Genomic DNA, 12,762 nt, shown 5'->3' with positions numbered 1-12,762 from the left:
GTCTGTTAAGAAGGGGCCCTTCCTTACATCCAAGGTCAGCTGGCGATCATGCGGCGCAGCACGTACTGCAGGATGCCGCCGTGCCGGTAGTAGTCCGCCTCACCCGGGGTGTCGATGCGGACCACGGCGTCGAACTCCACACCGGTGTCGGTGGTGACCTTCACCGTGCGCGGGGTGTCGCCGTCGTTCAGCGCGGTCACGCCGCTGATCGAGAACGTCTCCGTGCCGGTCAGGCCCAGCGACTCGGCGGTCTCCCCGCCCGGGAACTGCAGCGGCAGCACGCCCATGCCGATCAGGTTCGAGCGGTGGATCCGCTCGTACGACTCGGCGATGACCGCCTTCACGCCCAGCAGCATCGTGCCCTTGGCGGCCCAGTCACGCGACGAGCCCGAGCCGTACTCCTTGCCGGCCAGGATGACCAGCGGGACGCCCGCCTCCTGGTACGCCATCGAGGCGTCGTAGATCGAGGTCTGCTCACCGGTCAGGTGGTTGACGGTGAAGCCGCCCTCGACACCCGGGACGAGCTGGTTACGCAGCCGGATGTTGGCGAACGTGCCCCGGATCATCACCTCGTGGTTGCCCCGGCGGGAGCCGTACGAGTTGAACTCGTGCCGGGCCACGCCGTGCTCGGCCAGGTACTTGCCGGCGGGGGAGTCCGCCTTGATCGAGCCGGCCGGGGAGATGTGGTCGGTGGTCACCGAGTCGCCCAGCTTCGCCAGAACGCGCGCGTCGGCGATGTCCTGCACCGGGGCCGGCTCCTGCTGCATGCCCTCGAAGTACGGGGGCTTGCGCACGTACGTCGACTCGCCGTCCCAGGAGAACGTGTCGCCGGTCGGGGTCGGCAGCGACTGCCAGCGCTCGTCACCGGCGAACACGTCGGCGTACGCGGCGCTGAAGCCGGTCGCGCCGATCGCGGAGGCGATGACGTCCTGGATCTCGGCGCTGTTCGGCCAGATCTCCCGCAGGTACACCGGGTTGCCCTGGGCGTCCTCGCCGATCGGCTCGTTGGCCAGGTCGATGTCCATGGTGCCGGCGAGCGCGTACGCGACCACCAGCGGCGGGGACGCCAGGTAGTTCATCTTGACGTCCGGGTTGATCCGGCCCTCGAAGTTGCGGTTGCCGGACAGCACCGACACGACGGCGAGGTCGCCCTCGTTGACGGCGGCGGAGACCTCCTCCGGCAGCGGGCCGGAGTTGCCGATGCAGGTGGTGCAGCCGTAGCCGACCAGGTTGAAGCCGAGCTTCTCCAGGTACGGGGTGAGGCCGGCGCGGTCGTAGTAGTCCATGACGACCTTCGAGCCCGGCGCGAGGGTGGTCTTCACCCACGGCTTGCGGGCCAGGCCCTTCTCCACCGCGTTACGGGCCAGCAGCGCGGCGCCGATCATGACCTGCGGGTTCGAGGTGTTGGTGCAGGAGGTGATCGCGGCGATCACCACGGCGCCGTGGTCCAGCTCGTACTCGACGCCGTCGGCGCCGGTCACGCGTACCGGATTGCTGGCCCGGCCGCCCGCGCCCACGGCGGCGGTCTCCAGGTCGCGCGGCGCGTCCGCCGGGTCGTTCACGCCGTTGGCGGGGGAGTCGCTGGCCGGGAAGGACTCGGCGGACGCCTCGTCGGCCGGGCCGTCGGCGCCGAACGGCTTCTCCTGCTGCGGCACGCCCGGCTTGCGGCCCGGGTCGCCACCGGTCTCGTCGGCGGCCACGTAGTCGCTGAGCGCGGAGCGGAACAGCGTCTTGGCGCTACCCAGCGGCACCCGGTCCTGCGGGCGCTTCGGGCCGGCCAGCGACGGCTCGATGGTGCTCAGGTCCAGCTCGAGGCGCTCGGAGTACTCCGGCTCGCGCTCCGGGTCGTGCCAGAGGCCCTGCTCCTTGGCGTACGCCTCGACCAGCGCCACCTGCTGTGCGTCGCGGCCGGTCAGCTCCAGGTAGCGGACGGTCTCGGCGTCGATCGGGAAGATCGCCACGGTGGAGCCGTACTCCGGCGACATGTTGCCGATGGTGGCGCGGTTGGCCAGCGGCACGGCGCTGACGCCGGGGCCGTAGAACTCGACGAACTTGCCGACCACGCCGTGCTTGCGCAGCATCTCGGTGATGGTCAGCACCAGGTCGGTGGCGGTGGTGCCGGCCGGCATCTCGCCGGAGAGCTTGAAGCCGACGACGCGGGGGATCAGCATGCTGACCGGCTGGCCGAGCATCGCGGCCTCGGCCTCGATGCCGCCGACGCCCCAGCCCAGCACGCCCAGGCCGTTGACCATGGTGGTGTGCGAGTCGGTGCCGACGACCGTGTCCGGGTACGCCTGGCCGTTGCGCTCCATGATCGTACGAGCCAGGTACTCGATGTTGACCTGGTGCACGATGCCGGTGCCCGGCGGGACGACCTTGAACTCGTTGAACGCGGTCTGACCCCAGCGCAGGAACTGGTAGCGCTCCTTGTTGCGCTCGTACTCCAGCTCGACGTTGCGCTCGAAGGCGTCCTCGCGGCCGAACAGGTCGGCGATGACCGAGTGGTCGATGACCAGCTCGGCCGGAGCGAGGGGGTTGACCTTCGTGGCGTCGCCGCCCAGGTCACGTACCGCCTCGCGCATGGTGGCCAGGTCGACCACGCAGGGCACGCCGGTGAAGTCCTGCATCAGCACCCGCGCCGGGGTGAACTGGATCTCCACGCTCGGGTCGGCGGTGGCGTCCCACGCGCCGAGCTGCTGGATGTGGTCGGCGGTGATGTTCGCGCCGTCCTCGGTCCGCAGCAGGTTCTCCAGCAGGATCTTCAAGCTGTAGGGCAGTCGCTCGTGGCCCTCCACCTTGTCGATCTTGAAAATCTCGTAGCTCGCGTCTCCGACGCGTAGCTGGGTCTTCGCACCGAAGGTGTCGAGGCTCGCCACGTCGTACTCCTTCACACCAGCGACCGTGAGTAGTCCTGAGCAGTTTGTCGCACCGACCGGAGCGCCGCCGTGCTTAGGCAACACTTACCTGCGTCGGTCTCTACAAAACCGTACGTCCGTCTTGCTATTCACGCAACCTCGTGCCACGCTGCGGGACGAGGAGGTGCCACCATGATCCATCACGTCCTGCTCGCCTGCCCCCGCGGCTCCGAGGATCTGTCCCGCTCCTTCTACACCGGCCTGCTCGGCCTCACCGAGAAGCCCAAACCCCCGGCCCTCGCCGCCCGCGGTGGTTGCTGGTTCACCGGGTACGACGCCGAGCTGCACCTGGGGGTCGAGGACGACTTCCGTCCCGCCCGCAAGGCTCACCCGGCCCTGATGCGGCCCGACCTGGACGAGCTGGCCGCCCGCCTGATCGCCGCCGGCCACGCCGTGACCTGGGGCGACGAGGAGATTCCCGGCATGCGGCGGTTCCACACGCACGACCCGCACGGCAACCGGCTGGAGTTCTTGGCCCCCGCCGGGTGACCGGGCGCGGGTAGGGTCGGCGGGGTGGTCGACGTACAGCACTGGCTCGCCGCCCTCCCACCGGGCCTGATCTGCCTGCTCGTGGGCGTGGTGATCGGCGTCGAGAGCATGGGCATCCCGCTGCCCGGCGAGATCGTGCTGGTCAGCGCCGCCCTGCTCGCCGCCACCGGCGCCGTCGGGCCCGAGTGGGTGGCCGCCGCCGCAGCCACCGGCGCGATCCTCGGCGACTCCGTCGGGTACGCCGTCGGCCGCCGCGGTGGCCGTCCCCTCTTGGAGCGGCTCGGTCGGCGCTTCCCGAAACACCTCGGCCCCGCGCACCTGGCCCGCGCCGAGTTGAGCTTCGCCCGGCACGGTGTCTGGGCGGTGTTCTTCGGGCGGTTCGTCGCGCTGCTGCGCATCCTCGCCGGGCCGCTCGCCGGAGCGCTGCGCGTGCCGTACCGCCGGTTCCTGATCGCCAACGCCGCGGGCGGGCTGGTCTGGGCGTTCGGCACCACCTACCTGTTGTTCTATCTGGGGCAGGCCGCCGAGCACTGGCTCAAGGACATCTCCTGGGCCGGGCTGGTGCTGGCCGTGCTGGCCGGCGTGGTGAGCACCGCGTGGCTGCGCCGCCGAGCCAAGCGCCTGCAGCCCCTGGACAGCACCGACACCCCCGACCCGGTCCCCGCAGCCGACCGCTGACCCACCCCGCCCGCACTCCGGTCCCCGCCCTGGGCCATGGCCCCTGCTCCGGTCCCCGGCCCTGCTCCCGTCTCCGCCTCGCCTAGCTGCCCGTTACCTTTTTGGTCGTCCCCAGCCGGGGACCCTCGGTCGCCCGGCCCGGTATGACTTCCTGCCCCTGTCGTTCGGATGATCCGGGGGGTGTTGTCGCCGGGTCGGGTGGCGTCGGTGGACCGCTGATAGGGACACGGCCACCCGTGTTCGGGGTAGGTCTCTTCGTAACGTGGCTGCCGGCAGTCCGACGCTCAGACCAGCGGCCGAGGCCACGGAGCGATGCGTGGAGGCGGGTGTGGTGCACGGCGGATATGGCGTCTACCTCGGCTTGGACGTCGGCAAAGAGGGTCACCACGCGGTCGGGTTGGCGCCGGACGGCAAGCGGCTGCACGATGCGGCGTTGCCGAACACTGAGGCCCGGCTGCGGCAGTTGTTCGACAAACTCGCCCGTCACGGCCGGGTGCTGGTGGTGGTCGACCAGCCGGCCTCGATCGGTGCCTTGCCGGTCGCGGTGGCTCGGGCGGCCGGGCATCAGGTGGCCTACCTGCCTGGCCTGGCGATGCGGCGCATCGCTGACCTGCATCCCGGTGCGGCGAAGACCGACGCCCGGGACGCCTACGTCATCGCCGATGCGGCCCGGACCCTGCCGCACACGCTGCGGCGGGTCGACGTCGGCGACGAAGCCCTTGCGGAGCTGGAGGTGCTGGTCGGCTTCGACGACGACCTCGCCGGCGAAGCCACCCGCGTGTCGAACCGGATCCGTGGTCTGCTGACGCAGATCCATCCCGCCCTGGAACGGGTCCTCGGCCCGAAGGTTCACCACAAGGCCGTGCTGGAGTTGCTGTCACGCTGCGGCGGCCCGGTCGGGCTGCGCAAGGCAGGCCGCCGCAAGCTGATGGCGATCGCCGCCGTCCACGCACCCCGCATGGGTGAACGCCTGGTCGAGCAGATCATGACCGCCCTGGACGAGCAGACCGTCACCGTCCCCGGCACCCAGGCCGCGGAGACGATCCTGCCCCGCCTCGCCGACACCCTCCGCGACATCCTGCGGCAACGCGACCAGGCCGCCGGCGAGGTCGAGAGGATGCTTGATGCACACCCTCTTGCCCCGGTCCTGACCTCGATGCCCGGCATCGGCGTCAGGACCGCCGCCCGGATCCTGCTCGAAGTCGGCGACGGCACCGCCTTCCCGACTCCCGGGCACCTCGCCGCCTACGCCGGCCTCGCCCCCGTCACCCGACGATCCGGCAGCAGCATCCGCGGCGAACACCCACCCCGCGGCGGCAACAAGAACCTCAAACGGGCGTTCTTCCTCGCCGCGTTCGCTGCCCTCGCTGACCCCACCAGCCGCGCCTACTACGACCGAAAGAGAGCCGAGGGCAAGCGCCACAACGCCGCCCTCATCTGCCTCGCCCGCCGCCGCTGCGACGTCCTGTTCGCCATGCTCCGCGACAAGATCCCCTACCAGCCCCGCCCAGCCACGCCGATCGCCGCTTGACGAAACCCATAGGGACACCCGTTACCTTTTTGGTCGTCCCCAGCCGGGGACCCTCGGTCGCCCGGCCCGGTATGACTTCCTGCCCCTGTCGTTCGGATGATCCGGGGGGTGTTGTCGCCGGGTCGGGTGGCGTCGGTGGACCGCTGATAGGGACACGGCCACCCGTGTTCGGGGTAGGTCTCTTCGTAACGTGGCTGCCGGCAGTCCGACGCTCAGACCAGCGGCCGAGGCCACGGAGCGATGCGTGGAGGCGGGTGTGGTGCACGGCGGATATGGCGTCTACCTCGGCTTGGACGTCGGCAAAGAGGGTCACCACGCGGTCGGGTTGGCGCCGGACGGCAAGCGGCTGCACGATGCGGCGTTGCCGAACACTGAGGCCCGGCTGCGGCAGTTGTTCGACAAACTCGCCCGTCACGGCCGGGTGCTGGTGGTGGTCGACCAGCCGGCCTCGATCGGTGCCTTGCCGGTCGCGGTGGCTCGGGCGGCCGGGCATCAGGTGGCCTACCTGCCTGGCCTGGCGATGCGGCGCATCGCTGACCTGCATCCCGGTGCGGCGAAGACCGACGCCCGGGACGCCTACGTCATCGCCGATGCGGCCCGGACCCTGCCGCACACGCTGCGGCGGGTCGACGTCGGCGACGAAGCCCTTGCGGAGCTGGAGGTGCTGGTCGGCTTCGACGACGACCTCGCCGGCGAAGCCACCCGCGTGTCGAACCGGATCCGTGGTCTGCTGACGCAGATCCATCCCGCCCTGGAACGGGTCCTCGGCCCGAAGGTTCACCACAAGGCCGTGCTGGAGTTGCTGTCACGCTGCGGCGGCCCGGTCGGGCTGCGCAAGGCAGGCCGCCGCAAGCTGATGGCGATCGCCGCCGTCCACGCACCCCGCATGGGTGAACGCCTGGTCGAGCAGATCATGACCGCCCTGGACGAGCAGACCGTCACCGTCCCCGGCACCCAGGCCGCGGAGACGATCCTGCCCCGCCTCGCCGACACCCTCCGCGACATCCTGCGGCAACGCGACCAGGCCGCCGGCGAGGTCGAGAGGATGCTTGATGCACACCCTCTTGCCCCGGTCCTGACCTCGATGCCCGGCATCGGCGTCAGGACCGCCGCCCGGATCCTGCTCGAAGTCGGCGACGGCACCGCCTTCCCGACTCCCGGGCACCTCGCCGCCTACGCCGGCCTCGCCCCCGTCACCCGACGATCCGGCAGCAGCATCCGCGGCGAACACCCACCCCGCGGCGGCAACAAGAACCTCAAACGGGCGTTCTTCCTCGCCGCGTTCGCTGCCCTCGCTGACCCCACCAGCCGCGCCTACTACGACCGAAAGAGAGCCGAGGGCAAGCGCCACAACGCCGCCCTCATCTGCCTCGCCCGCCGCCGCTGCGACGTCCTGTTCGCCATGCTCCGCGACAAGATCCCCTACCAGCCCCGCCCAGCCACGCCGATCGCCGCTTGACGAAACCCATAGGGACACCCCCCGGGCGCCGCCGCCGAGGTGATCAAGGAGTTTGTGTACGGATTCGGCCCGCCAGAGGACCAAAACTCCTTGATCGTCCGGCGTGGGCGCTGGCTGGTGGGCTGTAGGCCGGGAAAGCGAGAACGGGCGGGGCGAGCGGGAACGGGTGCTCAAGCGCGGGTGCGGGATTCCGGTGCGCCGCCCGCCCCGTTGATCATGAGGTTGGCGGCAGTTTGTGTCTGTTTTGTCCCGGCCAACCTCATGATCAACGAGACGGGGTGAGGGCGTGGGGAGATCTGGTGGTGCGATGGCCGGTGGTCAGGGGGCGGTCAGCAGGTCGAGCAGGGTGTCTCGGGCGGTGCGTACGGCGGCCCGGGACTCCTCGGTGTGGTCCAGCGCGTCGAATCCGTGCTGACCGTTCGGCACGTCCACCACGTGCAGCGGGATGCCGCGCCGCCGGGCGACCACCGTGAACGCCTCGATGGTGGGTGCGACCTCGGGCCGTTCCCGGCCCGCCCTGGTCAGCACCAGCGTCGGCCGAGCCGGCTCGGCCGGCCGTGCGGCGTCGATGCCCGTGTCGCCGGAGTCCACGCTGCCTGGCGTCGTGGTGTCGTCCGGCCGCGCCGGGGTGGCGGTGGCGTCGCCGGTGGGGGCGGGCAGGTCGAGCGCGTCGATCGGGCGGAAGCGCGGATCCACCGGGGGCCACCCGGGCAGCGGGGCCAGCAGCGGATAGGTCGCGGCCAGGCCGCGCAGCCAGCGGGGCGGGTCGCGGAGCCAGTCGCCGAGCAGCAGGCCGGCGCCGGAGAAGAACCAGAGGCCGAGCCGGTCGGCGTCGACGCGAGGATCGGCGCGGAGCAGTTCGGTGGCGGCGGCGACCCGCGCGGCGACGGCGTACAGGTCGTCGGGGCCGGCCACGGTGAGCTGGGGAGTCGCGGCCAGCACGCCCCGCTCGGCGAGCAGCGCGCCGTAACCGCGGTAGAGCGGCCAGTCGCGCGCGTCCGGCGCGTCGGGCGGGCCCGGCACGCCGTGCACGATCACGACTGCGGGGTGCCGGCCGTCGCCGGTGGGGACGTGCAGGTCGACGTCGCCGTGCCGCTCCACCGCGGCGGGCCGGGGGTCGAGGACGAACGGGCTTTCCCAGAAACTGGTTCCCATCACGCCGATGCTAGGAGAACCCGCCCGGCCGCGCCGCCCCGTGACTGTCCGCTCAGGAGGACGACGACGCCTTCGCGTGCCGTTCGCGCAGCCGGTCCCGGATCTCCTCCGGGGTGTACGCGCGGCGCCGCCGTTCCGCGCGCGCCACGACCACTCCGGTCGCCGCGACGCCGGCGAGACCCGCGAGTCCGAGTACCTTCCACCACCGCATCCGTTGCCGCATCCGCTTAGGGTAGTCCTCCATGAGCATCAGCCTGGACGAGGCCGTGGAGCTGACCCGCACCGGCGATCTGTGGGTGTTCCGCGGGCGCAGCGTGCCGGACCGCGCCATTCAGCTCACCACCAACAGCCCGGTCAACCATGTGGGCATGGCGGTGGTGCTCGACGACATGCCGCCGCTGATGTGGCACGCCGAGCTGGGCCGTTCGCTGCCGGACATGTGGACCGGCACGCACCAGCGTGGCGTGCAGCTGCACGACCTGCGCGACGCGGTCTGCGTCTGGGCCAACCGGTACGGCCAACGGGGCTGGCTGCGTCAGCTCGAACCGCCGGCCGACCCGGCGATGGAGGAGGCGGTGCTGCGTACCGTGGCCCGTCTCGACGGCACGCCGTTCCCGTCCACCGCGCAACTCGCCTGGCGGTGGGCCCGGGGCCGGGTGCCGCACCCGCGCCGCCTGAGCCTCGACGGCATCAAGGGCCGGATCGGCGGCCGGGGCCGGACCAGGAGCGGAGACGAAAGCACGGACGGCGGGCAGAGCAGCGACAACGCGTTGGAGACGGCGTACTGCGCCGAGGTGGTGGCGGTGACGTACGAGGCGATGGGTCTGCTGCCCGCCGGGCGGCGACCCAACTGGTACGACCCGGGACGGTTCTGGAGCGGCGACGACCTGGCCCTCAGCGGCGGCGCGCGCCTCGGAGCCGAGATCGAGGTGCGGATCCCGCCGCGCTGAGGAAGGTTTGCCGCCGCGCCGGGCCGGTAATGAGGAGCGTCGTGACGGCTTCCACCGACCTCGACACGCTCACCGACTTCTTCGACCGGTACGGCGTGGCGCTGACCACCGCCGACGTGCCGGCCATCGCCGGCTGCTACGCCCTGCCCGGGCTGGTGGTCGCCGACACCTACAGCTTCTCGTTCACCTCGCCGGCGGCGGTGGCGCTCAGCTTCGTCGGCGCCGCCCCCGACTACCAGGAGCGGGAACTGGTGGCCGCGAACGCGCAGATCGAGGACGTGCAACAGGTCTCGGCGCTGCTCACCGAGGTGGCGGTGCGCTGGGAGTTCCTGGACAGCCAGGGCGGCGCGGTGCCCGGCGAGCGTTACCGCTACCTGCTGCGTACCACCGAGGACGGTCCGGTCATCTGCACTGTCATCCGTACCGCCTGATCGTGGTGGTGCGGCGGCCGGCCACGCGGGCCGGCCGCCGCACCGACGGACGTCAGCGGTGGTGGGCGCCGGCCCAGCGGTCGGCCTCGGGGGCCGGGTGCAGGCCGGGCTCGTGCAGGCCCTCCTCGGTGACCTGGCCGATCCGGCGGTACGTCTCGGGCCGGCTGGTGCGCAGCACCGCGCCCCAGATCAGGCCGAGCACGCCCGCCGCCACCGGAATCGCCGGCAGCAGCCACTTCAGATAGCTCGCGGTGTCGGGCGCGAGCAGCGCGTCGAAGTTGAACAGCAGCACCAGCAACACGGCGGTGAGCAGGATCGTGCCGAGCCCCGGGGCGATCGCCCGCTGCCACGCGCTCTCCGGGCCGGGACGGCCCCGGAAGAAGCCCACGACGGAGGCCGAGGTGAGCGTCATCAGCAGCACGACGCCGACCGCCGCCGCGCCGGACAGCCAGGTGAACAGGTCGATGACCGGGTCACGGCCGGTCATCGCGAACGCCAGGAACACCACCACGGCGAGGATGCTCTGCACCAGCGAGCCCGCCACCGGGGCGCCGCTGCGGCTGGAGGTCGCGCCGAGGAAGCCCGGCAGGACCCGCTCGCGGCCCAGCGCGAACAGGTACCGCGCCACGCCGTTGTGGAACGACAGCAGGGCGGCGAGCACGCTGGTGATGAACAGGACGTTGGCGATGTCCGCGACGACCGCGCCGGTGTACTGGTCGAGCGCGCCGAAGATGACGCCGGGCCCCGCCTCGGCGCTGGCCGCGGGCGCGTTCTCCGGGCCGGTCAGCACGGTCAGCGCCCACGCGGAGAAGGCGTAGAACAGGCCGGTGAACGCGACGGCGATGTAGGTGGCCCGGGCCACCGTGCGCCGCGGGTCCTTGACCTCCTCGCTGTAGATGGCGCCGCTCTCGAAGCCGGTGAAGGAGGCGATGGTGAACGCGAGCACCGCGCCGAAACCGGCGCCGAACAGGTGGCCGGGGCTGATGCCGGCGGTGGTGACGGCGCCGCCGGCCGGGTTCGCGAAGGCGACCAGGTCGAAGATCAGCACGGCGATGCACTCAAGGATGAGCAGCACCGCCAGCACGGTGGCGTTCAGGTCGATGCGCAGGACGCCGAGCGCGCCGATGAAGACCCAGGCCAGCAGCGCCCAGACCCACCAGTCGAGGCTGATGCCGGTCTTGGCGTCCATGAAGTCGCCGAGGATCGCGCCGAGCAGGCCGTAGAGACCGATCTGAATCGCGTTGTACGCGGCCAGCGCGACGGCCGAGCCGGCCACCCCGCCGGCTCGACCGAGGCCGTTGGCGATGTACGCGTAGAACGCGCCCGCGTTGGCGACGTACCGGCTCATCGCGGCGTAGCCGGTGGCGAAGACGGCGAGCACGGCGGCGAGCAGCACGTATCCGAGTGCGGCGCCGATGTTGCCGCTGACCGCGTACATGGTGGTGACGCCACCGCCGAGAACGGTCAGCGGGGCCGACGCGGCGACGGTGAAGAAGACGAGGTGAGCGGTGCCGAGACGACCGCGGCGCAGCCCACCGTCAGAGAAAAACGGATCGGAGGACAAGGCTTCTCCAGGGGAGGGGAGTGAGGGGGTTCAGCTGTCTACTTCGGAACAACCTGAAGCAGGGTATTGGTGATCACTGATCGTCACAACCCCGTCTCGATATCGATTTGGGGGGCTCCTGATCGACCGGAATTGAGCTGTGCGTGGTCATGCCGTACCGTCCCGTGTCGACGTTCACGGCCACCGTTCGAGGATGGACCATGACCTACCCCGGGGCGCAGGCCACCTACCGGCTTGCGGATGCGCTGTTCCTTATCGGACACGACGAGTTCACCGGCAAGCCGCATGTCGCCGTCGACCGGCTGGAGTGCGGGCTGGCCGGCGCCGCGCTCGCCGAATTGATGTTCGAGGGCCGGATCGCCCTCGACGGCGGCGGAATCGCCGCTGTCGATCCGCGACTGTGGCAGGAGCCGCTCACCGATCTGCTCATTACCGAGATTCTGCGTCGGGAGGGCGCGCACCCGGCCCGGCTGTGGATCCGTTATCTGCGGACCCAGCTCAACATCAACGAGCGTGTCGGCACCCGGCTGGTCACCGCCGGTGTGCTCCGCCGGGAGCAGGGCAAGCTGATCGGCCGGACGGTGCGCTGGCCGGCCAACGACCCGAACCAGGCGGCCTCGCCGCGGGTACGGCTGACCGCCATGCTGATGCACTCGTCCCCGGCCGAACTGGACCCGGGCACGCTGCTGCTGGCCAGCCTCGCCGAGGCGGTCGGGCTGGCCGCGAACATCTTCGACCCGCAGGTCGGCGTCCGGATGCGGGACTGCCGGCGGTTCCTGCCGGGGCAGCTCGACGGACTGCTCGCCGCCGTCGTGGGCGCGCTCGACGTCAGCACCACGACGGTACGGCGATGACGTCCCGCCCCGGGTGAGGCCGGGGCGGGACGATCCCGGTCAGGCCGGGTCGCGCCACATCGGGTAGAGGCTGGGCCCGTCCGGCAGGTCGAGCGTGACCGGGCGGCGCCGGAACCCGAGCCGCTCGTAGAGCGCGGCGTTGCGCGGCGAGCTGGCTTCCAGGTACGCGGCGGAGCCGGCCTGATCCAGCTCGGCCAGCTTGTTACGCAGCAGCGCCGACCCGACGCCCTTGCCGTGATGGTCCGGGTGTACCGCGATGAAGGGCAGGTACCAGTGCGGCTCGCTCGGGTGGCGGGCGCCCATCATCTCGTCGAGCATGCCGAACCGCTTCATGGCCTCGGCGCCGATCGCGGCCTCCATTCCGGCGAACTCGTCGCCCTCCTCGGCCTCGTGGCCGTCGCCGGTGGGCAGCCAGAGCGTGGCGCCCAGGCCGTCGCCCGCGAGGTGGACCTCGCCGGTGCGCAGCGCCAGCGCGACGAACGGCCCGAAGAAGGCGGGATGGACCCGCGCGCGGTGGTCGTCGGCCGGGAAGACCCAGCCGCTCACCGGATCCCGCATGAACGCCTCGGCGAGAATCGCGGTCACGACGGCGGCGTCCGCCGTGGACGCCCGCCGGATGTTGCCCTGCCACTCAGTCACTGGCCATCCGTCCTACCGGCTCGACGAGCCATTGTGGTCATTGATCGGCGTGCAAGGTATCAGGAGTCCGCGCCGTGCGGCAGGCCCGATTCCGGCC

12 protein-coding genes are annotated in these 12,762 nt (G+C 71.4%); 7 read left to right on the top strand and 5 right to left on the bottom strand.

The window, feature by feature from the left end:
• Nucleotides 1-35: 35 nt before the first annotated feature.
• A complete protein-coding gene (locus PVK74_RS11440) occupies nt 36-2,891 on the bottom strand; it encodes an aconitate hydratase (RefSeq protein WP_043329693.1) in 2,856 nt (951 codons plus the stop codon).
• Nucleotides 2,892-3,047: 156 nt separating this feature from the next.
• On the opposite strand from PVK74_RS11440, the gene PVK74_RS11435 reads away from it, so the two are divergent.
• The 4 genes from PVK74_RS11435 (at nt 3,048) to PVK74_RS11420 (ending at nt 7,072) form a co-directional block, all read left to right on the top strand.
• Nucleotides 3,048-3,404, top strand: coding sequence for a VOC family protein (locus tag PVK74_RS11435; protein ID WP_274479054.1), 357 nt, complete (start codon nt 3,048-3,050; stop codon nt 3,402-3,404).
• 24 nt (nt 3,405-3,428) lie between these two features.
• Nucleotides 3,429-4,082, top strand: a complete 654-nt coding sequence (locus tag PVK74_RS11430) for a DedA family protein (protein WP_274479053.1) — start codon at nt 3,429-3,431, stop codon at nt 4,080-4,082.
• Between the two features lie 331 nt (nt 4,083-4,413).
• Nucleotides 4,414-5,613: an IS110 family RNA-guided transposase gene (locus tag PVK74_RS11425; protein ID WP_274479270.1), complete on the top strand. Its 1,200-nt coding sequence runs from the start codon at nt 4,414-4,416 to the stop codon at nt 5,611-5,613.
• 259 nt (nt 5,614-5,872) lie between these two features.
• Nucleotides 5,873-7,072: an IS110 family RNA-guided transposase gene (locus PVK74_RS11420; RefSeq protein ID WP_274479270.1), complete on the top strand. Its 1,200-nt coding sequence runs from the start codon at nt 5,873-5,875 to the stop codon at nt 7,070-7,072.
• A 318-nt stretch (nt 7,073-7,390) separates the two neighbouring features.
• Here PVK74_RS11420 and PVK74_RS11415 read toward each other — a convergent pair whose 3' ends face one another.
• Together PVK74_RS11415 and PVK74_RS11410 are read right to left on the bottom strand one after the other, a co-directional pair.
• Nucleotides 7,391-8,227: a hypothetical protein gene (locus PVK74_RS11415; protein ID WP_231915398.1), complete on the bottom strand. Its 837-nt coding sequence runs from the start codon at nt 8,225-8,227 to the stop codon at nt 7,391-7,393.
• Between the two features lie 52 nt (nt 8,228-8,279).
• On the bottom strand, nt 8,280-8,471 hold the full coding sequence (locus tag PVK74_RS11410) for a hypothetical protein (RefSeq protein WP_036343738.1): 192 nt from the start codon (nt 8,469-8,471) through the stop codon (nt 8,280-8,282).
• Here PVK74_RS11410 and PVK74_RS11405 point away from each other — a divergent pair.
• Together PVK74_RS11405 and PVK74_RS11400 are read left to right on the top strand one after the other, a co-directional pair.
• Complete coding sequence (locus PVK74_RS11405; RefSeq protein WP_064445335.1) at nt 8,470-9,177, top strand: hypothetical protein; 708 nt, start codon at nt 8,470-8,472, stop codon at nt 9,175-9,177. The genes PVK74_RS11410 and PVK74_RS11405 overlap by 2 nt on opposite strands.
• A 41-nt stretch (nt 9,178-9,218) precedes the next feature.
• Complete coding sequence (locus PVK74_RS11400; protein WP_064445336.1) at nt 9,219-9,608, top strand: hypothetical protein; 390 nt, start codon at nt 9,219-9,221, stop codon at nt 9,606-9,608.
• 52 nt (nt 9,609-9,660) lie between these two features.
• Here PVK74_RS11400 and PVK74_RS11395 read toward each other — a convergent pair whose 3' ends face one another.
• The gene (locus PVK74_RS11395; RefSeq protein ID WP_043329703.1) at nt 9,661-11,172 is read right to left on the bottom strand and encodes an APC family permease; all 1,512 of its coding nucleotides are present in this window, start codon (nt 11,170-11,172) and stop codon (nt 9,661-9,663) included.
• Nucleotides 11,173-11,372: 200 nt separating this feature from the next.
• On the opposite strand from PVK74_RS11395, the gene PVK74_RS11390 reads away from it, so the two are divergent.
• Nucleotides 11,373-12,026: a GOLPH3/VPS74 family protein gene (locus PVK74_RS11390; protein WP_030503305.1), complete on the top strand. Its 654-nt coding sequence runs from the start codon at nt 11,373-11,375 to the stop codon at nt 12,024-12,026.
• A gap of 39 nt (nt 12,027-12,065) precedes the next feature.
• Here PVK74_RS11390 and PVK74_RS11385 read toward each other — a convergent pair whose 3' ends face one another.
• The gene (locus PVK74_RS11385) at nt 12,066-12,665 is read right to left on the bottom strand and encodes a GNAT family N-acetyltransferase (RefSeq protein WP_210887137.1); all 600 of its coding nucleotides are present in this window, start codon (nt 12,663-12,665) and stop codon (nt 12,066-12,068) included.
• Between the last annotated feature and the right edge of the window lie 97 nt (nt 12,666-12,762).

Source organism: Micromonospora chalcea (assembly GCF_028768405.1).
Lineage (GTDB): Bacteria > Actinomycetota > Actinomycetes > Mycobacteriales > Micromonosporaceae > Micromonospora > Micromonospora chalcea.
This window is presented reverse-complemented; position numbering and strand designations above follow the sequence as displayed.

What these genes read in the sequence shown, in the direction of transcription:
- PVK74_RS11405 (WP_064445335.1), top strand. Translation starts at nt 8,470, where the DNA reads ATGAGCATCAGCCTGGACGAGGCCGTGGAGCTGACCCGCACCGGCGAT.
- PVK74_RS11390 (WP_030503305.1), top strand. Translation starts at nt 11,373, where the DNA reads ATGACCTACCCCGGGGCGCAGGCCACCTACCGGCTTGCGGATGCGCTG.
- PVK74_RS11415 (WP_231915398.1), bottom strand. Translation starts at nt 8,227, where the DNA reads ATGGGAACCAGTTTCTGGGAAAGCCCGTTCGTCCTCGACCCCCGGCCC.
- PVK74_RS11435 (WP_274479054.1), top strand. Translation starts at nt 3,048, where the DNA reads ATGATCCATCACGTCCTGCTCGCCTGCCCCCGCGGCTCCGAGGATCTG.
- PVK74_RS11410 (WP_036343738.1), bottom strand. Translation starts at nt 8,471, where the DNA reads ATGGAGGACTACCCTAAGCGGATGCGGCAACGGATGCGGTGGTGGAAG.